Here is a 25507-nt window from a genome sequence, read left to right as displayed (position 1 = left end):
TTGCTTATTCTGACTTACTAAACAAAAAAGAAAGAGCCGACCTTAGATTACAAGGTCTGACTACAACAATCCTTCCTGTTCAAATAAATAGTCATAAGGGATATCCAAAAATAAATACAATTCTTCTGAAATGGGATAAGAATACGTTCTTATCCGTTCATCTCGTTCGATATCCGTATACAAATCAGATAATATACCTTTTTTCTCAATACTCATACGAACAATATTTTCCAAAAAATATGGCCGCCAACTCCAGTTTTTGTAGCGTCCTTCTTCTATTAGTTTCCATGCATTCTCTTTATCTTTTTCTGCGTTTGATGACTGTTGGAATCCTTCAGCATCGCATATGTAAAGACGGAATGCATATCGATCACACTCTTTCGCTGCTTTCATTAACATTTCATCGAATGTATCGTCTGTTGTCATTAGTTTCAAAGATTCACGCAAAATATAGTTCAATTCATTTGTTAACGAAACTTGTGCTTCTATTTTTTTTCGTTCAAATGTCATGAAATGGGTAAAACTCTTTCTTAAACGTACTGTACTACAATCTAATGGGACGAGAGAAGGACGGGGACGTTGAATAAACTCCCCTTGATAATAACGCCCCCCATTACGCCATGCATAATTCAATTGATTAAAGTTCGATATACCTTCAAATAATAACGTAGCTCCTATTTTCCTCGAGAGCATGGACAATGTTTGATGAACTTCTCCAAACATATGAGGTAATTCCTCTTCATCAATAAATGAGACTTTTGCTTTTAAAACATTCGGCTTCAACATAACAATATGATCAAGTCGGTTAGTCGATTGGCCAATCTCCGTAATAACAATTCGAAACCCTAAACTTTGCAAATAAAAAAAGAAGTGCTTATATTCATTAGCCTTATCAACTAATTCATTACTATGAAATTGCAGGGCAACCTGATTATAGTTTAACCCTTGCTGTTCCAATTGCGCCATTCTTTTCAAAAAAGTTTCACCATTATCTTTAATGAGTAGTTCAATATCATATTGAAAATACATCATGGCCGATTGCTGCTCAGCTTGTAATTCATTTAGCACAAGTCGGTGAATATAATCGTGTAACTCTAATCGATATTCATCAGGGATGTTAGAATCACGAAAAAACCAATCTAAAGGTATGAAATCCTTCCCAGACTGAAATTGAGGGATGACTTCATATCCAATCACTAATTGCTTATCCGCACTTACAACTGCTTGATAGTAAGGAGTAATATTATCTTTATTCATGATAATATCTAACGGATCCATTCAACCACCTCCTTGAAATCCGGCAAACACGAACGATATTTATAATTATACCATACGTTATGACAAATCGCTTTATTGTACAGCTTTCTCATTTTCAATAAATGTAAAAATAAGCTTTGTCACTTGATCTGGTTTTTCTTCTGGTACTAAATGACCTGTTTTCTTAAATGAAGTAAATACGGCATTAGGTAAGTCAACGCTTAATCTTCTTCCTATACGAATAGGAATAACTTGATCTTCTTCTCCCCATATGAGAAGAACCGGATGATGTATATGACTTAGATCTTCTTTTGAAAGGTCTCCCTCACGATGCCTTACTAAACCAAGTAATGCATCGAAAAATTGGGTTTCAGAGAATGGCCTCGTGTACTCAGTGATTGTTGCTTGGTCAATCAGCTTTTTGTTATACACAACTTGCAACAATGATTGCTTATAATCTCTTCCTTCAAACCAACGCCTCATAACAAACTTAGCAAACGGTAAATATGAGGCATACACGAATGGTTTTCGCACTCTTTTTAAATAACCCGAGCTAGCCATAAGAATCATTTTCGAGATCAAATTGGGCTCTTGTAGAGCGGTATATAAGGCGACCTGCCCCCCCATAGAATGACCAACTAGTATCACATTCGTTAATCGAAATAAGTGACAGAAGGAAATAATAACATTAGCATAGTTATGAAATGAATACTCAAAGTCTTTTCGTTTACCACTTCGGCCAAATCCAGGTAAATCAATTGCATAAACGTCGTAATGCTTTTGTAACTTAGGTATGATTTTTCGAAAGCAATAACACGATGAAACAAACCCATGAATTAAAATAATCGTACCTTTTGAATGACCATTCGCTTTACCAAATTGATAGTAGACGTCCGTTTCATTAAGAAATAATGTAGATTGAATAACTTCCTTCTCCACTTGTTCACCCCATTCCCTTCTTACCATTAACCTATAACATAGTTTGCCTAAAGCAAAAGGAACGTATGCCTCCAACACTTTATTCTCGTTCAAACAAGCTTGAAAGAATAAAGAAGCTAGCAACCGTTCCTTTTTAATATAAGTTTCATTATTCACCATTTAAATCAAATGGTGTTTCTTGATACACATAATAATTCAGCCAATTCGAAAACAATAAATTGGAATGAGCACGCCATCGTAATCGAGGAAGCCTTTCACGATCATTGTTAGGGAAGTAATTTTCAGGCACATGAATGTCTAAACCCTTTTGACGATCTCGCTCATATTCATCCCTTAACGTACATACATCATATTCTGAATGACCTGTCACAAAAATTTGCTTACCATTCCTCGATGCGACAATATACACTCCCGCTTCATCAGATAAGCTTAAAATATCTAAATCTGGAACTTTATCAATATCTTCTTTTCTCACATCAGTATGCCTTGAGTGAGGTGCCAAAAATTCATCATCAAACCCCCTCAAAAGCTTCACGTTTTGCATTTCAATTGAATGAGTGTATACACCAAAGATTTTTTCCTTTAGATGATATTTCTGAACACCATAATGATAATATAAGCCTGCTTGCGCTCCCCAACATATATGCAAAGTTGATGTCACATTATTTTTACTCCAGTCCATAATCTTTGTTAATTCTTCCCAATAGTTCACTTCTTCATATTCAAGCATCTCAATCGGAGCCCCTGTAATAATCATGCCATCATATTTCTTCATCTTAATATCATCAAATGTCTTATAAAAAGCTTGTAAATGTTCATGTGACGTATTTTTTGAGACATGAGTACTCGGATATAAAAACGAAACTTCCACTTGTAGGGGGGTATTTCCTAATAAACGAAGTAATTGAGTTTCCGTCGTTTCTTTTATCGGCATTAAATTTAATATGACAATTTTCAAAGGACGAATATCTTGACTATATGCGCGACTATCATCCATCACAAAAATGTTCTCATTATTTAATATTTCTTTAGCTGGTAAATGATCTGGAATTTTAATTGGCATTGACACTTACTCCTTTAGCTTTACTTCATATGTATGAGTTGACTCAATTATTTTCATACTACTCACAATAAGACACAAATAAAAAATAGATTATTTCGATAATTTACCTTATCATGAAAGAGACGATTATGCAATTCTTACCATCCTTTAGGGAGTGATGATATGAACGTAAAAATTGAATGGACATATCGTATGAAAAAAAAGAAAAACCACTACATGATGACATCCGAGTGGTTGACGATTCAAGATGCTTATCATCTAATAATAGATCTTGAGCAATCAGGTCGAATGGTTTCTTATACGGCCATTGATCAATACGATACTTCATGGACTATAAAAGATTTCAAGAAATATTTACAACAGGAACGAACAATGCCTCATAACGTTCAAGTATTTATAGATGGTGGCTTCGATCCACATACAAAAGAAGCGGGGATTGGCTGGGTGATTTATTATAAACAGCATGGAAGCAGCTGGCGCCATCGTCAAAACGATCGATTAGACTTACTAGAGGACAACAATGAAGCAGAATATGCGGCTCTTTATCGCTGTCTCCAAACATGTGAATTACTAACGGTAACAAACCAAGCTATTGTGATCTATTCTGATTCTTTGACAGTCGTCAAACAAGCATCAGGTGAATGGCCTTGCTATGAAGAACATTTTCGCCAATGGTTAGACCGGATTGACGAGCTAGCAAAACAATTAGGCGTACAGATTGAATATGCTCTAATTGATAGAAGCAAAAATAAAGAAGCCCATAAACTCGCTACACAAGCATTGAACGATACATTAATCGAAAGCAAGCAAGAACAAACCTAATGACCGGTTCATTCTTGCTCTGTTTTTTCTAGATTTAAGATTTCCACCACTCGTCATACACAGTTACTGGTAGCTGACGTTTGTGTTCTGTTTTTCTATAACGTTCTTCAATCTGCTTCATCGTTGCATCAGGGACTGACTTACCTTCTAGATAGTCATCCAACTGATCATAACTCATCCCTAATGCCACTTCATCAGGTAAACCTGGCTTATCATCTTCCAAATCAGCAGTAGGTGCCTTTAAATATAAATGCTCCGGTGCGCCAAGCTCTTTTAATAATGCTTTCCCTTGTCGTTTATTTAAACCGAAAATAGGTGTAACATCACAAGCCCCATCACCGTGCTTTGTAAAAAAACCAGTAATCGCTTCAGCTGCATGATCGGTTCCGATAACAAGACATCCGTAATGCGCAGCTAAATCGTACTGAGCTTTCATTCGCTCTCTTGCCTTCGTGTTTCCTTTATTAAAATCGGATAATGATTCACCAGTTGCACGTTCAAATGCTTCCATCGATGCGTCTACAGCGGCTTTGATATTAATCGTGATCGCCTTTGTCGGTCGGATAAAACGAATGGCATCTTGTGCGTCCTCTTCATCCTGTTGAACACCATATGGTAATCTCACCGCATAAAATGCATATTCCTTTGCCACTTCCCGATTTAACTCATCAATAGCCATTTGAGCTAGCTTTCCGGTTAACGTGGAATCTTGTCCTCCCGATATCCCTAAAACGAATCCATTTGCACCTGTATGTACTAAATAGTCTTTCAAAAACTGAACTCTTCTGTGGATTTCTTCCTTCGGTTCAACAGCTGGTTTTGTTTGTAAATCAGACATTACGATTTGTTGCTGAGTCCTCATTGATCTCATCCTTTCCTTTCAATAATCGATGTAGTTGATCAATCTGCCCTTCCTTCCAAAGAACGTCTTTCTGAACAGTTCCGACCAAATCAAAATGAGGGTATACATCTCTTTGATGAATCCATTCTTGCTTTAAGCCATATTGCCTTCCCCATTCAATCAAAGCTTGTCTATTTGAGCAAGCGACTTTCGTTACCGTCGTACAATTCGGAAAACGATCATCTAACCAATAATGAGTCAAAAAAGCAATCTCACCGTTACTTGCTTTTTCTTTCCATTCCATTAATTGTGTACGTGAAATACCAAAAGCCATTTTCTTCCCCTTTTGATTTCTATTTATTTCAATAGTATAGCATAAGAATAAGAATACTGTCTTATTTGAACAATAAGGAAAACGTGACAGCATCTTTTCTTTCTTATCATAAAAAAGCGTGTATCGCATTGTCTACGATACACACCATAAAGAGTTATGAATTACTCATTTTTATACCCATTTTGTCTAGCTCGTTTTTCATCTTCCATCTCTGATTCAAATGCTTCGATGCTTTCTTCTCGACGTTCATTTTTAGCTCGTACATCTTGTTTTTGTTCACTTGACATGTTCGTTTCAGCAATTGCCTCTTCAGCCGCTTCAATATTATGCTGAGTATTTCGCTTCATTTCTTGTAACTTTTCTACATTATCATTTCGGTTATCCGGCTTAGCCATTACTTTCTCCCTCTTTCCAATGAGAATTTATTACATAATTAGTATGGAAAAAAGAGTAGAGATTATACGAAGGGCACTGAAAAAGTTAAAAACCATACTTTTTCAGTGCCCATTAAGCAATGTGCGAAGCCATTGCTAGTCAAATTTTCCAGCGGTTTTATTTTTTCAGGTCTTCATACTTACTAAACCACTCCGGAAAAGCTTTCTTAAATGCAACAGGCTTGAAGTTTTCTTTTTTCACTACGATGTGTGTCGTTTGACCTTCAACACAAAGTTCACCTTTTCCATTCACAATATGGTAGCCATAAATCGTTTTAATTCCATCATTCAATTCAATCCATGTATGAACGTATGCCCGATCACCATAACGAATGGGCTTCTTGTATGTTGCTTGAACATCATATACAGGCGCAAAATATCCACTATTCTCCATCTCTACATAGCTAAACCCAACTTCAGCTATGAGACTCGCTCGACCTAATTCAAAATACTTTAAATAATTAGCATGATAAATAACACCCATCATATCTGTATCTGCATACAATAGTTGAATTTCTTTTTTAGAAATGTACAAAAATATCGTCCTTCCATTAATTAAATATCTTCTTCCGTAATCGTCATTAAGGCTTCTTTTGTTAACGCTTGTGACGCACTTAATCGAACGGATTGAGACTGAACAGCCTGTTTAAATCGATCTACCGCAAACCGTGCTTGCCCCGTATGAGCCTCATCCAATAGAATTCTCATTTTCTTTTTCGCTTCTTTTGTTAAGAAATAACCAGTTTCTTTCGCGTTCTTTTCAACAATTTCCATTAATTCATCAGCTGTATACGGATGGAAGTGTACAGTCTTTTTGAAGCGTGAGCGAAGCCCTGGGTTACTATCAAGTAATTCGTTCATTTCTCGTTCATATCCGGCCATAATAACAACGAGATTTTCTTCATTCTCTGTCATCTCTTGAACGAGTGTTTGAATCACTTCTTTACCATAGTCACCTTGTCCACCACTTAACAGACTGTACGCTTCATCAATAAATAATACTCCACCTAATGCGTCTTTAACCTTTTCTTTCGTTTTCTCTGCCGTTTGACCAATATAACCAGCAACTAGGTCGGCTCGACTAACGACAACCACATGCCCTCTTTTTAATAAATCTAATTCATTTAAGGCTTTAGAGAATAGCTTAGCTACTGTTGTCTTACCCGTTCCTGGTTCACCCGTAAAAACAGAATGTAGTTCTAATGGTAACGTTTGAAGCCCTTCTTCACGGCGTCTTTGTTGGATTCGGACGAACGATGCGAGAGAATGAATTTCTTCCTTAACATGATCTAAACCAACCATATCATTCAGCTCATCTAACGCCCTTTTCTCCTCAGTTCGTTTCTCATCTGTTTGGAAATCCTCTGCATGAAGCAAAACAAAATCATCAGCTTCCGCAAATGGAATCGATACTTTTGCTCCTTTTTGAAAGATCGCTTCAAGAATGAATGATTTTGTCGTACGGGCATTACCAAACGAGTCATCTACCTTCGCTTTTTCTAATCTCTTTTGCAACTCATACGTTGCTTCCGTTGTAAGAAGAAAATCATTTTCAACTGCTATCATTTCACCAATCTCTAACAGTTCATCTATCGAATAATCCTCAATATGAATCATGTTATGTTCAGGAAAACGGCTTCTTAAACCTGGATTCGCTCGCAAAAAGGCTCTCATTTCTACTGGATAACCAGCCAACACAACTGCAAATGACCCTGCCATTGGTCCTGTCATTGCTGCAACAAGTGTATCTATTGCCGTTTGTCCATAATCATTAGCTGAAACTCCTGATCGTTTTAGGCTGTATGCCTCATCAATAAATAAAACTCCACCATTTGCTTGTTCAATCAGCTTCATCGTTTGCTCTTCTGTCTGTCCGACATAGGCACCTACTAGCTGAGAACGGTCGACCTCTAATACATCAGGTCGTTGCAAAAGTCCTAATTCATAATAAATTTTGGCGATTAAGCGAGCAAGGTGTGTTTTACCGGTACCTGGATTACCGGTTAGAATCATATGTAAATTTAGACCATCCTTCGATTGGTATCCTTTTTTTATTCGTTCTTGCTGATAATCTAAATATTGATACAGTTTCTTAATTCGTTTCTTAACTTCTTCTAAGCCAACCATGTTTTCCAATTCATTAATCGCAGAAACATGTTGTTCCTCATTGACGTTCCTCATTAAATCATGCCACTTTTGACTAGTCGTTTCAATTTGCTTAATCATGTTCAATAACTCACCATAAAGCTGAACAGAATGATAAATACCTTGTAGTGAATCCAAATACCTTTTTGTCGTTTTCTTAAGCTTATGAAGCATTTCTTCAAGTGAATTAACTTGCTCCATTGCCATTCTTACTTGCTCTATACGTGAGTCTTCAGAATGACTTATCATTCGATCCGAAACCTTATTCCATGCGTTCTGAATGTCATGCAATTGATGGTCAAAATCAGCAATCATCTTAAAATAGTTACTGGCTGTTTCCTTCTTTGTTACACTATTATCTGTCTCACGAATTGGTTGAAAGCGAGTTGGTATCGGTAATTTTTTTAACATCGAGAACAACTGCTCAACGTACATCTCTAACACTTCTTGACTGGTCGAATCGATTTTATCCACATGTTCTAGCCATTCATTCGTCATTGCATCGACAAAACCGATACGCTCAAATCGAGACTTTGCTAACCATATGTACAATGTAGACAGCATATCAGATGGAAAGTCATCATACTTCTCTGCTTGATTCATTAATTGCCATATATCCGCTTCACGTAGATTCTTTTTCCCTGATTGTACACTCTGTATGATATGAATAATCTCTTCCTTTGACCCTTTCTCTCGTAGCAACTGTATCACCTACTTTGCAGTTGTATTAAGTGGACTAATAATTGATTCCTCTAAAATCATTTAAACAGTTTTTATGTCATTTGTTAAGAGAAATGCGTTGCCCGTCTTACCTTTGACTATAGAAAAGAAGTGCCTACCTCCTTAATGGCAGTACACTCCTTCTTCCATGACATTACGTGCATATGTCTCAATGACTGTACCATCCTCCGCCAAAAAGTCAATTGGATGTTGATCATCCCAAGCGTCATTCGTTGAAGTGACATTTAAAAAAACCTCATTTTCTAACTGAGCAATATACGATCCGCCTTCATAATGAACTTGAACACGTACGACATCCTCAGGTTCTTGAATCATTCCGAATGTCACATACGTATATACAAAGTCATCATCATGCCAATTCCCACTCTGAACACGGAATGTTCGAATTTTTTGTTCTTCCTCTCTAACAGAAGTCCCACCAATGGTTAACATCGCAACTGGAAGGCGCTGATAACCATCTTCAACCTTGATTAAACGCTCTGCCACTAAATCATCACCATTTACGGTGTAAACAACATAACGTTCATTTTCAACTTCCATCTCTTTTAGAACGACCAACTCCGTCGACTCTTCGTAATTTTGCATAAGTGCTTGCTCTAAAGTCTGATAAACCGTTTCATCAACCTGATTGTCTCCAACCTCAACGAACATCATGAAGCTAAAATAAATCCCGATAATGGCGATTACAAATGAAATAACGGAGCGATAATTGGTTTGTTTTTTTAACAATTGATAAAGGCCATATAGAAATAATAGACAGCTTAATAGAAGGGTGATAAGGGCGATGCTCGAAACGGTTAAATGAATAACCCCTATTTGAACAGCATCTCCGATAAATAGCTGCATCATTGGTGTAATCGATTCTGTTTGTAAGGTTCTCACCACTTCATGTGGAGGTGTCTGTTCGGTCATCATACCTGATATAAGTAGAATAACAAAAGCTAGTACAGACTCAATTTTAAATGACTGTTTTGTTAAGCCCGTTTTCGTGATCTCCGCTTTCATCCCAAGTACAAGATGGTGGAAACCAAAAGCGAGCAAAGGCAAGAAAAGTAAGTGTTTAATCAGTAACAATTGACCATATGTTAGAAGCCACGATTGAACGTATTCCGGTACAATTGCCCCCATTAACAAAAACCCTGAGAGGATAATCGCAGAAACTGAAAACGCCGCAGTGAGTGAATACCATTTAAAGAAAGGCGAAGGAATTTTATCATCAACTGAAAACCACGAAACAACAGCTAATATTCCAATCCATACGGTAACAGCTAAGTAATGAATATAATTCCCCACGAACCCGCCCCAGCCTGCAATAGAAGCTGCATGAGACGACCAGCTAGCTAATCCAACAAGTAAAGCCGCTAGAATAACTTGTTGCCAACCATTTTTTTTATTTTTCCATGTGATTAAGACGAAAACAATCATAATCGATAGAAACCACGCTTGGCCTACTGAATACTCAAATAAAACGGTTTGAATACTTTCTATCCATGAAAGACCAAATTGATTTGACAACACCCATACGACTCTGCCTACAGGAACAGCTAACAGTAAAGGGGTAATAAATATAGAAATTAAATAAATCTTATCTCCCATAATTTCTGGTCTTCGTTTTTGCGAAATCGCTTGTAAAATCGTATATCCGATTACAAATGATAAACAAACATACAAAAGCCAGTTTGCAATGGATTCAATCATTTATCGTCTCTTCTTTCTTAATAGAAAAATAAGCGTTAGAATTATGATTAGACTAACAATAGCAATAGGTAAGACGATCGAATTTGGATCATCATCTCTATCATTTTCTTCTTCGATAACCTCTTCGCTTTCTTCAGTCACTTGCTCTGTCTCAGACTCAACCTCAATAGAAGGAGTTTGCCCTTCGGCTATCTCTTCCAATTCCTCATCTATCTCTTCTTCTAACGGTGCATCAACAATGAATGAAAAAGATCCTTCCGTTGTATGAGTATCTTCACCTAAAGCTTGCCATTGCACTTCATACTCTCCCGATGGAAGCATGTCCTCAAGGTAAATCGTTAGCACAGGACTTTCCACTTCCACGGTGCCTTCAACTTCACCTTCGTCACCTATAACGGTTGCTGTACTTACTTTCTCAATTCCGGCATTAAATGTTAATACAATTTTTTCCACTATTTCTACCTGTTCACCTTCACTTGGCTCTGATTCTTCTACATACGAATGTCCAGATACAATTGTTGGTAGTAGTAGTACACTTATACTAATCAATGCTAGTAAATAACTCTTTCTTTTCATTTTAAGCACTTCCCTACTTTGATATTTCATAAAGTGTTCATTTGTTTACTATACAATTAGTTTTGTTACGCAATCAAATGAAAGATTTTCGTCACCATTACGAACATTCTTTCAAACGTAAAGACAAAATCATGCAAACATGAGAGAATAGTTACGTTACATTTTGTAGAGAGGAAGAGACATGTGAAAAAGCTCATTATCCTAATCGGATACATCATCATCGGTTTTCTAATTTACCAATATGGCGATTCTTTGCTCCAATGGATTCGCGCTGGAGGAACGGATTATGCCTTCCTGACTATTATACTAGCAACGCTTTTTTCCTTATTCCCTATCATACCTTACCCGATTATCGGCGGTGTTCTAGGAGCTGCGTACGGCCCTTTTATTGGTAGTATCATAACATGGATAGGCTCATCTCTTGCTTCTATTGTGATGTTTAGCTTTGTACGCTATGGTTATCGCGGCTGGGGAAAAAAGTGGTTATACCATAATGATTATGTCGCAAAACTAACGGGCTTATTTGAACGAAATGCCTTTATGACCATATTTCTAACACGACTGATCCCGATTATTCCATCGATTATCGTGAATATTTATTCTGCATTAAGTAAAGTGTCCTTTGTTCGTTATACGATTGCTTCCTCTTTAGGCAAAATGCCTTCAATGATTCTATTTGCCGTTGTTGGTAATACGATTGTAAACGAACCGAAAGATCTATTGTTGATTGCTGTATTTTATGGAACATTTTTAGCTGTCGTATACTTCTTCTTTCGCTTATTCAAAAGAAGAGAACAAATTCGTTAAAGACTACTGCTCATAAAAACAATAATACGTCTTCTTAAACTGTACAATATCGAAAAAGCTATATAACCGATTAGTACACCGAGAGTATTTAATATAACATCATCAATATTGGCTACACGATGGGTAAATACAAATTGGCTAACTTCTATACTTATTGATGTTAAACAGCCTAAAACCATTACAACAATCAGCTTTCGTAATTGTGAAAATAAAGCAGGTACTAAAAAGCCAAAGGGCAAAAATAGAACGATGTTCCCGATTAATATTCGAATTGGATCGACCAAACTTGGACTAAATACACCGATTCGATATATACTTCGAAACGGTATAATATTATAATTACGACCACCTGGACCTGCAGGACCGAGGGATGCTCCATAATTCCATGCTAACAATGTAATGTATAATAAACCAATGATGTAAATAATAAAGATAAATGTTAGAATTTGATGCAGCTTCAACTTCCTCCCCCATTTCAAATACTCGTCCTATTATGTTTTTATGCAATAACCGAATTATTCAGACGCATCAAATTAACATTTTACCACATAGGCTTCATATTAACATTCATTTTTGAAGAAAGTGTGAAATAAGAAAAACGCGATAGCGTCTTTTCTTTAATGCGACGTGCGGAGTCGTTACAGCGGTTTTCAGTTTTTCTGAAAGTGGGGTTTTTTCAGAAAAACATGTAACGAACAAAGTCGTCGCTCTCCTTTGAGTATACCGACATCATCTATGCTTTTCCCACACTTCCTTCCTCGAATTTGATCAATTCCTCTGTAAATAAAAATATAGGTCTGCCCTAAAAGATTTCATGTATCTTTAAGACAGACCTTTCATTTATTAACCTTTAGGTGGTATATAGTTAGGTTGCTTCGAACTTTTTGTATTCATTTTCTTTCCATTATTTCGATTCGATTTGACAGGCTGAGTCCCTAGATGATCGGGGCGAAATTGAGCAAAGTTTGATTTTGTACTCGTACTTTTCATACAAATCCCTCCTCATTCATAGCGTTTCTCCAAGTAGTCCCCCTTATGCCACCCTTATATATCCAAATGATTAAGGGCTCTTTTTTCTTCCCAACGCTTCTCTATCCTCTCTAATTCTTTTGGATTATTTAATAGCTGCAATCGATTTTCGTGAATTAAATTAGCTAATGATGGTTTTTTCCTTCTTTTCATAAACGTCACCTCTTCTTTTTTACCCATTTTAAACGAAGAGGTTTTTTTTATACATTCATTGAAATATTTTTAGGACTAATATATGTTTGTCCTGCTTCATCAATCGTCATAACGAAAATATCCTTTGGATTTGCATACCCTTGCTTATGAATCTCATTGCGCAACCAATCAATCGTTCCAACTTTTTTCACATTAGCCTCAATAATTTCACCATCTTCAATTAAAACGGTTGAATACCCTTTTGAAACGGTATTCTTATTCATATCTCGTAAGGTTACACTTTCATAACTTGACTTCTTTATAACGCTAATTTGCCCATTCATTTCTAATATCGCATAATCAATTTCAGTTAAATCACTAGCACTGCTTAATCGCAAATCCATCATAAACGCCTCTAACGTAATTTTTGCCTTTCTTAACTCTTCGTATAGAATAACACCATGTCTCATTAAAATAATGGGTTCGTCCTCGATGACACGTCTGAAACGTGGAGCCTTCAAGGCAAAATAGGATAGTCCGAGATGCAGAGCTGCAATCGTTGCTGCTGCACTCACAGGTCCTCCTAATGGTAGTGAGCCATCAGTTAATGGCTCTCCTAAAATATCCCCAATGACGACACCAAAAATGAAATCAAGTGCATCAATAGAGCTCATTGAACGTTGACCTAATATTTTTACAATAAGAAAGATATACACATAAACGATTGTTGCTCGTACGACAAAGCCCCAAATGGGAATTGCTTCGCCTCCAGTCCAAAATTCGAACAATGGAAATCCTCCGTTACTGGCTATTTTTGTTCACGATCCATTTTTTCCGCTTCCATTTCAGCATAAGACGCAAATTTATTTTCAGAATGATTTTCTTTACCGTATTTCTTTGCATTATTATTGCGTTGCGCATTCGCATTTCCCTTCTTTTGTCGACCCATTTCTCAACCACTCCTTATCTTTAATAATACTAGTTTGCACACCGTTTGAAATCTTATGTGTCACAACATAAAAAGGGTGACCGAAAGAATTTGTGCTCACATCTTTCGATCACCCTAAAATGGATTCGTTCATTCAGTTGTTAAAAGCACATTATGCTTTGGCATCAACAAGCTTGTTGCGAAGCACCATTTGCAGAATACCACCATGACGATAGTAATCCATCTCTACTTCACTATCGAAACGAACGACTACTTCAAATTCAGTTGTTGCACCATCTTTAGCTGTTGCAATTACTTTCACAACATCACGAGGTTTCACATCATTTGTAATTTGAACATCAATCGCTTCTTCACCTGTTAATCCTAACGTTTCAGCACTTTCACCTTCCTTGAACTGTAGAGGTAACACTCCCATAAGAACAAGGTTACTTCGGTGAATTCGCTCATAACTTTCAGCAATAACCGTCTTAATACCAAGAAGGTTTGTTCCTTTAGCTGCCCAGTCACGAGAACTACCCATTCCGTAATCCTTTCCAGCTAAAATCGCAAGACCTGTTTCGTCTTCTTTATATTTCATTGCCGCATCATAAATCGCCATGACTTCACCTGTTGGCCAGTAAGTTGTGTACCCACCCTCAGTACCTGGAGCAATTTGGTTACGAATACGGATATTTGCGAACGTCCCTCTCATCATCACATCGTGGTTACCACGTCTTGATCCATATGAATTGAAATCTCTTGGCTCAACGCCTTTAGAAATCAAGTACTTACCTGCAGGCGTGTCTTTTCCAATCGCACCAGCTGGTGAAATATGGTCAGTTGTAACCGTATCGCCAAACTTACCGATCACACGTAGTGAAGATAATGGTTTGATATCTTCTGGATCAGGAGATAAATCTTCAAAGAACGGTGGGTTAGCAATATACGTAGAATCATTATTCCACTTATACAGTGCATCATCCGTTGTTTTAATTTTATTCCAGCTTTCATTACTATCAAAGACATCCTCATACTCTCGACGGAATAACTCAGGAGTTACTGTTTCTTTGACAACTTTGGCAATTTCTTCAGCTGATGGCCAGATATCATTAAAATAAACCTCATTGCCGTCTTGGTCTTTTCCTAATGAGTCATTGCGTAAATCAATATCTACTGTACCAGCTAATGCATATGCAACAACTAAAGGAGGTGAAGCAAGGTAATTTGCTTTAACTAAAGGATGAATTCGTCCTTCGAAGTTACGGTTCCCTGAAAGTACAGATGTAATCGTTAAATCATTCGCAGCAACTGCTTCTTCGATCTCATCAGCTAACGGGCCTGAGTTCCCGATACATGTCGTACAGCCATAACCTACAATATTAAATCCTAGCTTTTCCATGTATGGAAGAAGTCCCGAATCAGTTAGATAACCTGTAACAACTTTCGATCCAGGTGCTAAAGAGGTTTTAACGAAATCAGGTACTTGAAGACCTTTTTCAACTGCTTTCTTTGCAACAAGTCCCGCACCAATTAGTACGTATGGATTTGATGTGTTCGTACAGCTTGTTATGGCTGCAATCGCAATTGAACCAGTCTCCATTGTCGTTTTACGACCGTCTTTAAATGTCACTTCAACTTTTTTATCGAATTCAGCTTCTGATAAGCCCAGTCCTTGTGTTCCTTGAGGTGCAACAACAGCATCACGGAATGACTTTTGCATATCATTAAGCTCAATTAAATCTTGTGGACGCTTCGGACCAGAAAGATTAGCTTCAATCGTACTTAAATCAATTTCAACAATGTCTGTGTACTGGGGATCAGGCGTCTCACCCGGAACATAGAATAAATCGTTGGCTTTATTGTATTCTTTTACAAGCTTAATTTGCTCTTCTGAACGACCTGTTAAGCGCATGTAATTTAATGCTTCTTCGTCTACTGGGAAGAAACCACATGTTGCGCCATACTCAGGTGCCATATTAGAAATAGTCGCACGATCAGCTAGCGGCATTACTGCTAGTCCAGGACCAAAGAATTCAACAAACTTCCCAACCACTTTCTTCTCACGTAGTACTTGTGTAACCTTTAACGCTACATCAGTAGCAGTCGTTCCACTTGGAAGTGTACCTGTAAACTTCACACCAATTACTTCTGGCACAGGGAAATAAGAAGGCTGTCCAAGCATTCCTGCCTCAGCTTCAATACCTCCAACACCCCAACCGAGTACACCAATACCATTAATCATTGTCGTATGAGAGTCAGTACCGACTAGAGTATCAGGAAAAGCTACTGTTTCTCCATCTTCTTCAACAGAGTGTACAACATTAGCTAAATATTCTAAGTTAACTTGGTGAACAATGCCTGTAGCTGGTGGTACTGCACGGTAATTATCAAATGCCTTTTTCGCCCAGCTCAAAAACTCGTAACGCTCTTGGTTACGTTGAAATTCAAGAAACATGTTATGTTCTAATGAATCATCTGTTCCTGCCTTATCAACTTGAACGGAATGGTCAATAACGAGATCAACCGGAATTTCAGGGTTAATTTGATCAGGATTTCCACCCATATCTGCCATTGCTTTTCTTAGTGAGGCTAAGTCAACAACAGCTGGAACCCCAGTGAAGTCTTGAAGAATAACTCGGGATGGCTTAAATGGTACATCAATTTCTTTTAATTTGTCGGTTCCCCAATTTGCAAGGTTTTCAACATGTTCTTTCTTGATTACATAACCATCATATTGGCGAAGTACAGATTCAAGCAATACTCTTACCGAATAAGGTAAACTTGAAACGTTTCCAATACCGGCATCTTCTAAGGCTTTTAAAGAATAATAGTTAATTTTCTTTCCATCCAAAGAAAAGGATGAACGTGCCTTAAATACATCATTTTTTTGCGACATATGTATGCCCCTCCTTTACAAAACTATCATACATCAACTTTTTTCTCTTGTCTAAATATCTGGACTTACTTGTTAATGAAGCGCTTTAATCATTAACTTGCAAATAACCCTATTTAAGAATATCAAAAGTTAAGGCAAGAATAAACGTCTTTTTGCATTTTTTCTCAAACATCGTCAAATTATGTAGTCTCTTTAAGTTAATCGACTGGAAAATCACCTAAAACATGACATGTCAAACATGAATATTCACTTATTAAAAACAAAAACTAACATTGGAGGTGACACAACCTTGGTTAAAAAGAAATCCAAACATCAAGTGACATCCATGACTGCTAAAAGTGCCCAAGGAAAAGATGCTGGTATTAATAGCGGATACATGCAAGAGGCAGCAGGGGAGCCATTAACGGAAATGCAGAGACAGAATAATAAAAAAACAAAAAAAAGACAGTAAGAGGTGGCATGTATAATGACAGAGCATAATACGTATTCAGATCAAAGAAGAAACGCGCAAAAAAACCACCAATCCAATAGTCAGCCCGCTCCATTAAGTGGATCGAAAAAGGTAAAGAAACACAACCATACTCATCAAGCACACGCTGGAAGGAATTAACTGAAATAAGAATATGGGAGGTGCAAATAAGTCGCCTCCTTGAATGCCCTTCTCTTCCTCGCGAGAATCTGGGAGCTTATTCATGTGAAGCGAGGCCCCACTGAAAAGAAATCTAAAATATAATAAACATTCTAGTTGAATTAAATGATAACTTTTCCCTTGCAAAATCAACATAAATATTATAAAATCTAACGTATGTTAGTTAGATAATGTGGAAGGAGCTGTTTAAAAATGGTCATATTTCTTATAATTAAATAGATTATACAAGGTAAAAAATTTTTGTGTAAAAATCTAACGATCATTAGTTAGATTTAGAATTCAAAGGAGAGATTATTATGGCATGGGTGTACTTAATTATTGGAGGAATTCTTGAAGTAGGTTGGGCACTTGGACTAGGTTTTTCAGAGGGATTTACGAGAATAGAAATTGTTATTCCGACACTTATATTATTAGCCCTTAGTTGGTGGTTTTTCGCTAAAACCTTAAAAGCGCTTCCTGTTTCGACAGCTTATGCAGTATTCACTGGTCTAGGTGCTTTTGGCACGGCTTTAATAGGTATGACACTTTTAGGAGATCCCGTGAGTTTGACCAAGATTGTGTTGGTTGTTCTTTTAATTAGCTGTATCATTGGATTAAAATTAATTTCTGATGAGCCAAAAGACGAGAAAAGCGCAGGAGGAGATGTTTAATATGTATTGGTTATTTTTAATATTAGCTGGACTGTTTGAAGTTATAGGTATCATTAATCTAAAGTTAAGTGAGAGTTTTTCAAAATTAAAACCTTCCATCTTTTTATCTTATTTATGAGTATGAGTTTTTTCTTTCTTTCCGTTGCATTAATCGAAATACCTATTAGCATCGGTTATGGTATATGGACTGGGGTAGGAGCGTCAGGAAGTGTTTTACTTGGAATGTTTTTGTTTAAAGAACCGAAGAGTGCGAAAAAACTTGTTTTAGTTGCCGGAATAATTTTTAGTATAGTAAGCTTAAAATTAATAACCTGATGCAATTAAACAAACTGAGGTGAAAAGTAAATTGAAAAAAGGTGAAGAAACGAAAAAAAGGATATTAGCACAAGGTTTAAGGCTGTTTTCCTCGTATGGTTACGAGGAGACAGCTCTTAAAGATATAGCTGAAAATGTAAAAATTAAAACCCCTTCGATTTATGCTTATTTTGAAAGTAAGCAAGACCTTTTTGAACAAATTGTAAGTTTTGTTATTGAAGATTATTTAGAGTTTATAAAACAACAGTCCTTTATTATAGCGGATTTTCCAATAGAAAAAAAATTGTATCATGTTTTAGTCGAATTAAATAAATACTATTACATGAATGACAAAGGTTTTTTTCTTAAAAGGTATGGTATTTACCCTCCGGAAAGTTTTAAAGAACTTATAACAGCTAAGAATAAGCAAGTAGAGGAAGAGATTCGAGAGCTTGTTTTTTCCATCTTAAGGAATAACAAAGAGAACGAATTTATCGACGAGGAAACAATCGTTACTTCTTTTACTACCATATTAGAAGGTATGCTTTATCATATGATGAGTTCTCCCTATAAAGAATATGAACATAGATTAAATATGACCTGGTCTGTATTTTGGAAAGGTATTCAGGCTTTGTGAAATATGTAAATTAGATTACTATAGAATCAATTCGCTGAGGTCGTACATTGTTGATGTATAAAGTTAGAAAATGCTCAACCTTCATTTCAAAGTCACAAGCACAGGATTTTTTTACCGGGCACAATCGTATCATCCTTACGTTTTTGATTTAGAGACTGGGACATAACTCGCTTCGAATAGTGAGAAAGGTGAATTCTTCTCCTTTCTTCGTTAATGGCGGTGGACTTTCTTAAGTTCATCGCCATTAACGCGAGACCCATGATGTACGTCCCTTTACTTTCATCTGAGAATTCTTCACCTTGACCAGTAGCAGAATTTCCACCAACAATAGATTCTTTTATGGCAATATCAATGCCAAACTCTTCATAGGCTTCTCTCGTACCTCTTTAGCAGTTTCTCCTTTTTCAATTCCACCACCTGGAAAGACGAAATAAGTCTAAATGAAGCAGAGAAACTATCGGATCGTATTTTAATTCTAACAGGTGGTCGTTTCGTCGCCAATGGAAGCCCGGCACAGCTAGCAAGGCAGGTGGCAGAAAAAGCAGAAGTCAGCTGGAGCATTCACGATGAACATTTCAAAGAAGAAGTAGTCGAGCCCGTGCTGTTCGTACGTAATCTCTTAGAACAGCATGATAATCTTTGTCCAACTGCCTATGCTAACAGTTTTTTCTCAAAACCATTTACTTTTTTGCATTTCTATCCTAAACGCCTTGTTAAACAATCTGGCCGTTGGTTGGATAGAATGACTCCTGTTTATCAGCACCTTTATTGTTACTTAACAGCTCGCCTGATAAGTGAAACCCAATCGTATCAAGATTTTCAAAAATAAACAACGATTACGCACATTGCTTAAAGTGCACTGAAAAAGTTAAAAACCAAACTTTTCCTGTGCCTTCTTTTCATCACGCGGGAGTCTACATATATTTCATTCACTACGTTCTCGTCATGTTTGAATTCTCAGCTAAATCCTTTCGTTATGTCCTAGCCTCTAGCCATCCCCTTACTCTTCCTTCTCCCTTTGCTTTCGTTCCTCACGCCGTTGTTGTCGTAACTTATGACGCTCAAGAGCTCCATTGTATTGCCACTTCTCTTCTTCCGTTTCCGGTATAACCGGTGGAACAACCGCAGGCTTTCCAGACTCATCTAAAGCGACAAATGTTAAATAAGATGTAGCTGTTAACCGCCTCTCTCCCGTCAATAAATTCTCGGCTTCCACTTTCACATAGACTTCCATCGATGTTTTATGTGTATATGTAACAAAGCCTTCCAAACAAATCGCTTCACCAGCGTGAATCGGCGAGATAAAATCCAAGCTGTCACTAGATGCTGTAACAACCATTGAGCGAGCATGTCGCATAGCACAAATACAAGCGACTTTATCAATGTACGCCATAACATTACCACCAAATATAGAACCTAAAAAATTCGTATCCGGAGGTAAAACAAGATCTGTCATTACAGCCTTTGATTGTGACGCTTTCTTTCCTTTCATCCAATCACCTACTTCAATAATATACTCTCTTGCTCCTATGCTTTTTATCATACTATAGATATGTACAAGTTGCCTAAATCAGATCCATTAACATGCTAAAGTCCATTACTTCGTTGTAAAAAAAGACTTAGCAGCTTCCCGGAAAGAGCAGCTAACGTCTGCTGGAATAATGTCCCAATGACAATTGGAACCGAAACTTGTGCTGGAAAATACAAAATCGCTATCGTTGCTCCGACACTAATATTACGCATTCCACTATTAAATAAAAGACTAATCGTTACTTTATCGCTAAGACGAGCCCATTGCGCCAAAATAACACCCATTAAATACCCAAGCATCGCTAACACTAAGACACTAATTCCAACTTTAACTAAATGCCAGCTTAATTGAAAGGCCGGTGCAGCAACTGAGCTATTAACAGCTATAACAACTAATAAACCTATTTTTGAAAAGGGAGATAAATAGCTTTTTATTTCCCTCCCCTTCTCTAAAGAGAACTCACTCAGAACGATCCCTAACAAAGAAGGGACAACAATCATCCAAAATAGACTTGGCATGATTTCCCATGTGTTCATTTCAATATTTGCCCCAACAAAAACTTGTAAGGAGAGTGGTACGAGAATTGGCGACAAGAGCGTATTCATTAAAACAATTAATAAGGTAATGGATAAATCTCCTTTATAAATCGATACCCACATTAAACTAATAACACCTGTCGGAATAATAAATGCAATGATGATTCCGACTAACGTATATAGATCATGAGAAAATAATAGATGACCAAGACTAAAAGCGATTAACGGCATAATAATTTGTAAAATGGACAGTGCTAATAGGATTGGTAGCGGACGAGTAAATGACTTTTTTAATTGAGTTATGTTAATGCCGATACTACTAACAAATGTAATATAGGCAAAAACCCAAGGAACAAGCATGATCAACATTTGTAGCCAACTTGTACATATAAGCCCAATCAATACTGCTATTGGTGTCAAGTAAAGCATTCTCTTCTCCAAGAAAGAATTTATTTGTTTCAACATTTTCTCACACCTATCTGATTAACAACTATAGAACAACATCTTATCAATCATACTCTATTCTGTTATAATTAGTAAATATAACAACGTTTTCAATAATGGAGGATTTCATGAGCGTAACGATAAAAGACATTGCAAAAAAAGCCGGAGTGAGCTATTCAACCGTATCAAAGGCTTTAAGAAATAGTCCCTTAGTAAAAAATCCAACTAAAATAAAGATTAAAGAAATTGCTGAACAATTAGGTTATCAGCCAAACGCTGCAGCACGAAGCTTAGTACAAAAAAAATCCTATACAGTAGGGGTCATATGGCCTACAGTTGAACGTGTTGCTCCTTCCATCTTAATCACGAAATTAAATGAGCTACTCGAAGAACATTCATACACAACTTTACTGTCCATTAATAAAGTCAACCAAGCGATTGCAACCTTTAATCGCTTCCAAGTAGATGCGATTATTGTCTTTGGCGAACATGATAACGTTCAAGAGTTATCACTAGCATCAACGGTTCCGATTTTACACTACGGCGTCCAAACCTGGAAAGATGCTCCGACAATTGATGTGAATCGACAATATGCGATCAAACTTGCTGTTACACACCTCAAGGAGTTAGGTCATGAACATATTGCATTTATCGGTGACCAATCAAAAGAAAACACATTGCAGCGCGCAAAATTAATCGGGTTTCTTGAAAGTATGGGTATAAATGAGAAATCAGAAATAGAGAAGCTCGTAATCCCGACAAACGGATTAGAGCTACACGATGGTTATATGGCAGCAAAGCAACTATTTGAAAGACAAAGAAACATTTCTGCTGTTATTAGCGGTAGTTATGATTTAACACGTGGGATTTTACGTGCGGCTAATGAGTTTGAGTATGATGTACCGAAAGATTTTTCTCTTGTTAGCTATGATAACATTCCACAATCAGAGGACTTACATATCGAATTAACGACAGTCGGGGTTCCCATTTCCCGAATTGCAAGCGAAATTACGAAGTGTGTCTTAACGATGATCGAGAGTAAAGAACCTACTCATTCCGTTGTTTTAGAACCTGAAATTAATATAAATGAATCGACGAGAAAGATCTAAACTAGGACAAAAAAAACGGGGTGTTGTCAGCGCGACATAGAAAATAAACTTTTTCCAATAGAATGGAAAAATCCGACGCTACTCGGATGGGGGCACGTATCTGCAGACGCGTTTAGGTGCATTATGCCAAGATGCATCTTTTCCTACGTCACATCATTAGAAACGTCAAATAACCATCCATCATGAATTTTTTTCAGATGGATGGTTATTTTCGTTTATCCCCTTCATTTTTTACAACTACTTCAGATCTTCCATTTTAACGAAGTCCATATCTTTAAATGTATAATTTTCTCCAGCCATTGCCCAAATAAACGTATAGTTATTTGTGCCAACACCTGAGTGGATTGACCATGGTGGTGAAATAATGGCTTGTTCATTTTTTACGACTAAATGACGTGTTTCGCTTGGTTCTCCCATGAAGTGGAAGACTCGCGACTCTTCCTCCATGTCGAAATATAAATAAACCTCCATGCGCCGATCGTGCACGTGAGCTGGCATCGTATTCCACATATTATTAGGCTCAAGGAGCGTCATTCCCATCATTAACTGACAGCTTTGTAACCCATCACCATGAATGTACTTATAAATTGTACGATTATTTGATTCACTATCAGATCCCAGCTTTGTCGGCTCAGCATCAGCGATAGGAAGAACCTTCGTTGGGTACTGTTTATGTGCAGGTGATGAGACTAAATAAAATCGAGCTGGATTCGAGGCATCCTCACTTGATAATGTTACTTCTTTATTTCCTAAACCGACATATAAGCAATCACGCTTTTTTAAATCATATGTTTGTCCGTCAACCGTAACCGTTCCATTAGGTCCTATATTAACAATCCCTACTTCTCGTCTCTCAAGGAAATAGTCTGTACGTAGTGCATCCCCAGCATCTAATTTCAGTTCTTCACCAGTAGGAATCGCACCTCCAATAACAACACGATCATGATGTGAATAAAATAAATTGATCTTCCCCTCTTCAAATAATGATTCAATCAAAAATTCTTCTCTTAATTTTTCAGTTGTATATTTTTTTGTATCCGTTGGGTTTGCTGCATATCTAATTTCCATCATTTATTTCTCCTTTCAAATTTTAATAGATTAAGAACTCATCCAACCACCATCAACACAAAGTACATGACCATTTACATAACTTGACGCATCAGAAGCCAAAAAGACTACAGGCCCTTTTAAATCAGCAGGTGTTCCCCACTCGCCCTTTGGTATTCGTGATGTAATATAAGCATTTCGAACTTCATCGTTACGAAGTGCCTCTGTGTTGTCTGTCGCCATATAACCAGGAGCGATAGCGTTTACATTAATACCTTTGCTTACCCATTCATTTGCCAATGACTTTGTTAAGCCAGCAACCGCATGCTTACTTGCTGTATACGCAGGAACTCTTAAACCACCTTGAAAAGATAGCATTGAAGCTATGTTAATAATTTTTCCAGAACCTTGCTTAATCATTTGCTTTCCAACCTCACGTGTTAGTCGAAAAACAGAGTTTAAATTTACGTTAATGACCGCATCCCAATCCTCATCAGAAAACTGTTCCGATTCATTTCGACGTATAATACCCGCATTATTAACCAAAATATCAATCTTACCTACCTTTTTCAAAGCGTCATCAACCAATTGCACGGCTGCACCTTCTTGACTTAAATCAGCCTTAATCTCATAAAATGACCGACCTAATGCCTCGATTTGGCGACGAGTATCAGACATATCACTAATCCCCGCACCGATTACATCTGCTCCAGCTTCAGCTAATCCAACAGCCATGCCTTGTCCCAGTCCGCGGCTAGCTCCTGTTAATAGAGCTATTTTTCCATTTAAAGAGAAGGACGTTTGCACCATACCAAAACCTCCCAATACCGAACGTCGAAACGTTCATTTATGTTCGTTACAGTTCGATTATATCACCTACTTCACAAGAGTTCAACTTAAAAGAAAAACAAACGCCCTTAATTACCTACTAATACAGAAACGCCTAACTGCTCAATTTCTTTTCTAATATGAACATCCAATTGATGATCTGTTACAATTTCATTTACATCATTTATTTGAGCAAATTGAATTAATCCAACCTTTTCGAACTTTGTTGAATCCGCCACTAATGTCACTTGATCTGCACATTGTAAGATTTGCCTTTTCCATTCAATATGGAAGCTATTAAGTACAGTAAGACCATGTTCGATTGAAACTCCTGTTGCCCCTATGAACAAACGGTTAACACGAATACGTTTAAGGAGATCAGACGCTTGAACACCAAACAAGGAGCTTGATGTTCCAATACGAGTTCCGCCTAATACCATTAATTGGACTAGCTCTTTATTCATTAATTCATACGCGATTGTAATATCATTTGTAATGACCGTAACTGGAAAATCCCCTAACAGATTTGCTAACTGACGAGTTGTCGATCCTCCATCTAATAATATCGTTTCATTCGGTTTGATTAATGTAAGTGCAGCCTCTGACAAATTCAATTTCCGTTCATTATATTTAGATTTTCTTTCTTTAATAGGAAAAAGACTTCCACTTTCCTCATGCAATACCGCTCCACCATGAATTCGTTTTAACAATCCTTTTTCCTCTAACGCGACCAAATCAATTCGAATCGTCTTTTCTGTTACTCCTAACAATTGGCTTAGTTCAGATACTTTTACAATTTTCTTTTTTTCTAATTCATGTAATATCGCTTCAAATCGTTCTACTGAATGCATAAAATCCTCCATCGATAACAAAACTATTTTGATCTTTCTATTATCGAACGTAAATGAACATTTGTAAACACAAAATAAAAAACGTGACAGCGTCTTTTCTTTAAAGTGACGTGCGGAGTCGTTACAGCGGTTTTCACTTTTTCTAAAAATGGGGTTCTTTCAGAAAAATGTGTAACGCGCGAAGCCTTCTCGCTCTTTTGAGTTTGCCAACACCCCTCTATACTTTTCCCATCTTGTCTTCCGCAAATTATATAAATGCTTTTTATGTAAAAAAATCGTTGCTTCATTC

31 protein-coding genes are annotated in these 25507 nt (G+C 37.1%); 10 read left to right on the top strand and 21 right to left on the bottom strand.

The genetic code is table 11. The annotated features are described in order from the left end of the window. Window positions 1-60 precede the first annotated feature (60 nt). The 3 genes from JCM9152_RS10545 to metA form a co-directional block, all read right to left on the bottom strand. A complete protein-coding gene (locus JCM9152_RS10545; protein ID WP_035343979.1) occupies window positions 61-1278 on the bottom strand; it encodes an EAL domain-containing protein in 1218 nt (405 codons plus the stop codon). Between the two features lie 72 nt (window positions 1279-1350). After that, window positions 1351-2196, bottom strand: coding sequence for an alpha/beta fold hydrolase (locus JCM9152_RS10540; protein WP_052015848.1), 846 nt, complete (start codon window positions 2194-2196; stop codon window positions 1351-1353). A 148-nt stretch (window positions 2197-2344) separates the two neighbouring features. Further along, a complete protein-coding gene (metA, locus tag JCM9152_RS10535; RefSeq protein ID WP_035343977.1) occupies window positions 2345-3259 on the bottom strand; it encodes a homoserine O-acetyltransferase MetA in 915 nt (304 codons plus the stop codon). A 162-nt stretch (window positions 3260-3421) separates the two neighbouring features. Here metA and JCM9152_RS10530 point away from each other — a divergent pair, with 162 nt between their 5' ends. Continuing rightward, on the top strand, window positions 3422-4081 hold the full coding sequence (locus tag JCM9152_RS10530; protein WP_035343975.1) for a reverse transcriptase-like protein: 660 nt from the start codon (window positions 3422-3424) through the stop codon (window positions 4079-4081). A 34-nt stretch (window positions 4082-4115) separates the two neighbouring features. Here JCM9152_RS10530 and nadE read toward each other — a convergent pair whose 3' ends face one another. The 7 genes from nadE to JCM9152_RS10495 all read right to left on the bottom strand — a co-directional run bounded on the left by nadE (window position 4116) and on the right by JCM9152_RS10495 (window position 10850). Then, a complete protein-coding gene (nadE, locus tag JCM9152_RS10525; RefSeq protein ID WP_304503392.1) occupies window positions 4116-4919 on the bottom strand; it encodes an NAD(+) synthase in 804 nt (267 codons plus the stop codon). Next, window positions 4912-5256, bottom strand: coding sequence for a hypothetical protein (locus tag JCM9152_RS10520; protein ID WP_035343971.1), 345 nt, complete (start codon window positions 5254-5256; stop codon window positions 4912-4914). The genes nadE and JCM9152_RS10520 overlap by 8 nt, the downstream gene beginning before the upstream one ends. Before the next feature lie 161 nt (window positions 5257-5417). Continuing rightward, window positions 5418-5651 (bottom strand): small acid-soluble spore protein Tlp, encoded by a 234-nt coding sequence (gene tlp, locus JCM9152_RS10515; protein WP_035343969.1) that lies wholly within the window; start codon window positions 5649-5651, stop codon window positions 5418-5420. A gap of 157 nt (window positions 5652-5808) precedes the next feature. Next, window positions 5809-6225 (bottom strand): acyl-CoA thioesterase, encoded by a 417-nt coding sequence (locus JCM9152_RS10510; protein WP_035343967.1) that lies wholly within the window; start codon window positions 6223-6225, stop codon window positions 5809-5811. Between the two features lie 20 nt (window positions 6226-6245). Then, window positions 6246-8537 carry an AAA family ATPase gene (locus JCM9152_RS10505; protein WP_035343965.1) on the bottom strand — a complete coding sequence of 764 codons (2292 nt, stop codon included), beginning with the start codon at window positions 8535-8537 and terminating at the stop codon, window positions 6246-6248. Between the two features lie 141 nt (window positions 8538-8678). Continuing rightward, window positions 8679-10274 (bottom strand): CopD family protein, encoded by a 1596-nt coding sequence (locus JCM9152_RS10500; protein WP_035343963.1) that lies wholly within the window; start codon window positions 10272-10274, stop codon window positions 8679-8681. Continuing rightward, window positions 10275-10850 carry a copper resistance CopC family protein gene (locus JCM9152_RS10495; RefSeq protein ID WP_035343961.1) on the bottom strand — a complete coding sequence of 192 codons (576 nt, stop codon included), beginning with the start codon at window positions 10848-10850 and terminating at the stop codon, window positions 10275-10277. A gap of 183 nt (window positions 10851-11033) precedes the next feature. Between JCM9152_RS10495 and JCM9152_RS10490 the strand changes: the two genes are divergently transcribed. Next, a complete protein-coding gene (locus JCM9152_RS10490) occupies window positions 11034-11657 on the top strand; it encodes a TVP38/TMEM64 family protein (RefSeq protein ID WP_035343959.1) in 624 nt (207 codons plus the stop codon). On the opposite strand, the gene JCM9152_RS10485 is transcribed toward JCM9152_RS10490, so the two are convergent. The 6 genes from JCM9152_RS10485 to acnA form a co-directional block, all read right to left on the bottom strand. Continuing rightward, the gene (locus JCM9152_RS10485; protein WP_035343957.1) at window positions 11654-12118 is read right to left on the bottom strand and encodes a VanZ family protein; all 465 of its coding nucleotides are present in this window, start codon (window positions 12116-12118) and stop codon (window positions 11654-11656) included. The genes JCM9152_RS10490 and JCM9152_RS10485 overlap by 4 nt on opposite strands. Window positions 12119-12500: 382 nt before the next feature. Beyond that, on the bottom strand, window positions 12501-12647 hold the full coding sequence (locus JCM9152_RS10480; protein WP_035343955.1) for an acid-soluble spore protein N: 147 nt from the start codon (window positions 12645-12647) through the stop codon (window positions 12501-12503). 54 nt (window positions 12648-12701) lie between these two features. Further along, window positions 12702-12839, bottom strand: coding sequence for an FbpB family small basic protein (locus tag JCM9152_RS21875; RefSeq protein WP_148296472.1), 138 nt, complete (start codon window positions 12837-12839; stop codon window positions 12702-12704). A gap of 47 nt (window positions 12840-12886) precedes the next feature. Next, entirely contained in the window at window positions 12887-13606 is a 720-nt protein-coding gene (locus tag JCM9152_RS10475) for a DUF421 domain-containing protein (protein ID WP_035343953.1), read from the bottom strand. Between the two features lie 20 nt (window positions 13607-13626). Beyond that, window positions 13627-13767: a protein YpzF gene (gene ypzF / locus JCM9152_RS22830; RefSeq protein WP_162831723.1), complete on the bottom strand. Its 141-nt coding sequence runs from the start codon at window positions 13765-13767 to the stop codon at window positions 13627-13629. A 151-nt stretch (window positions 13768-13918) separates the two neighbouring features. Next, window positions 13919-16642, bottom strand: coding sequence for an aconitate hydratase AcnA (gene acnA, locus JCM9152_RS10470; protein WP_035343951.1), 2724 nt, complete (start codon window positions 16640-16642; stop codon window positions 13919-13921). A 289-nt stretch (window positions 16643-16931) separates the two neighbouring features. Here acnA and sspO point away from each other — a divergent pair, with 289 nt between their 5' ends. The 7 genes from sspO to JCM9152_RS22955 all read left to right on the top strand — a co-directional run bounded on the left by sspO (window position 16932) and on the right by JCM9152_RS22955 (window position 19701). Beyond that, window positions 16932-17093: a small acid-soluble spore protein SspO gene (gene sspO / locus JCM9152_RS10465; protein ID WP_035343949.1), complete on the top strand. Its 162-nt coding sequence runs from the start codon at window positions 16932-16934 to the stop codon at window positions 17091-17093. A gap of 15 nt (window positions 17094-17108) precedes the next feature. After that, complete coding sequence (locus JCM9152_RS21870) at window positions 17109-17252, top strand: small acid-soluble spore protein P (RefSeq protein ID WP_060526030.1); 144 nt, start codon at window positions 17109-17111, stop codon at window positions 17250-17252. Between the two features lie 335 nt (window positions 17253-17587). After that, entirely contained in the window at window positions 17588-17941 is a 354-nt protein-coding gene (locus JCM9152_RS10460; RefSeq protein ID WP_035343947.1) for a DMT family transporter, read from the top strand. Then, window positions 17901-18059 carry a DMT family transporter gene (locus JCM9152_RS24295; protein ID WP_439644204.1) on the top strand — a complete coding sequence of 53 codons (159 nt, stop codon included), beginning with the start codon at window positions 17901-17903 and terminating at the stop codon, window positions 18057-18059. The genes JCM9152_RS10460 and JCM9152_RS24295 overlap by 41 nt, the downstream gene beginning before the upstream one ends. Then, window positions 18056-18256 (top strand): DMT family transporter, encoded by a 201-nt coding sequence (locus tag JCM9152_RS24290; RefSeq protein ID WP_439644203.1) that lies wholly within the window; start codon window positions 18056-18058, stop codon window positions 18254-18256. The genes JCM9152_RS24295 and JCM9152_RS24290 overlap by 4 nt, the downstream gene beginning before the upstream one ends. 31 nt (window positions 18257-18287) lie before the next feature. Beyond that, window positions 18288-18872, top strand: coding sequence for a TetR/AcrR family transcriptional regulator (locus JCM9152_RS21395; RefSeq protein WP_052015838.1), 585 nt, complete (start codon window positions 18288-18290; stop codon window positions 18870-18872). 529 nt (window positions 18873-19401) lie between these two features. Beyond that, on the top strand, window positions 19402-19701 hold the full coding sequence (locus JCM9152_RS22955) for a hypothetical protein (protein WP_035343945.1): 300 nt from the start codon (window positions 19402-19404) through the stop codon (window positions 19699-19701). Window positions 19702-19872: 171 nt separating this feature from the next. Here the strand turns inward: JCM9152_RS22955 and JCM9152_RS10440 are convergent, their stop codons facing one another. Beyond that, window positions 19873-20364, bottom strand: coding sequence for an acyl-CoA thioesterase (locus JCM9152_RS10440; protein WP_035343943.1), 492 nt, complete (start codon window positions 20362-20364; stop codon window positions 19873-19875). Between the two features lie 95 nt (window positions 20365-20459). Beyond that, a complete protein-coding gene (locus JCM9152_RS10435) occupies window positions 20460-21404 on the bottom strand; it encodes a bile acid:sodium symporter family protein (protein WP_035343941.1) in 945 nt (314 codons plus the stop codon). Window positions 21405-21511: 107 nt separating this feature from the next. Between JCM9152_RS10435 and JCM9152_RS10430 the strand changes: the two genes are divergently transcribed. Then, complete coding sequence (locus JCM9152_RS10430) at window positions 21512-22492, top strand: LacI family DNA-binding transcriptional regulator (RefSeq protein WP_035343939.1); 981 nt, start codon at window positions 21512-21514, stop codon at window positions 22490-22492. A 237-nt stretch (window positions 22493-22729) separates the two neighbouring features. Here the strand turns inward: JCM9152_RS10430 and kduI are convergent, their stop codons facing one another. From kduI to JCM9152_RS10415, 3 genes are all read right to left on the bottom strand, one after another. After that, window positions 22730-23560 carry a 5-dehydro-4-deoxy-D-glucuronate isomerase gene (gene kduI, locus JCM9152_RS10425; protein ID WP_035343937.1) on the bottom strand — a complete coding sequence of 277 codons (831 nt, stop codon included), beginning with the start codon at window positions 23558-23560 and terminating at the stop codon, window positions 22730-22732. Window positions 23561-23590: 30 nt separating this feature from the next. After that, on the bottom strand, window positions 23591-24349 hold the full coding sequence (gene kduD / locus JCM9152_RS10420) for a 2-dehydro-3-deoxy-D-gluconate 5-dehydrogenase KduD (protein WP_035343935.1): 759 nt from the start codon (window positions 24347-24349) through the stop codon (window positions 23591-23593). 107 nt (window positions 24350-24456) lie between these two features. After that, window positions 24457-25218, bottom strand: coding sequence for a DeoR/GlpR family DNA-binding transcription regulator (locus tag JCM9152_RS10415; protein WP_035343933.1), 762 nt, complete (start codon window positions 25216-25218; stop codon window positions 24457-24459). Window positions 25219-25507: the final 289 nt, after the last annotated feature.

The organism is Halalkalibacter hemicellulosilyticusJCM 9152 (assembly GCF_000513115.1).
GTDB lineage: Bacteria > Bacillota > Bacilli > Bacillales > Bacillaceae_D > Halalkalibacter > Halalkalibacter hemicellulosilyticus.
This window is presented reverse-complemented; position numbering and strand designations above follow the sequence as displayed.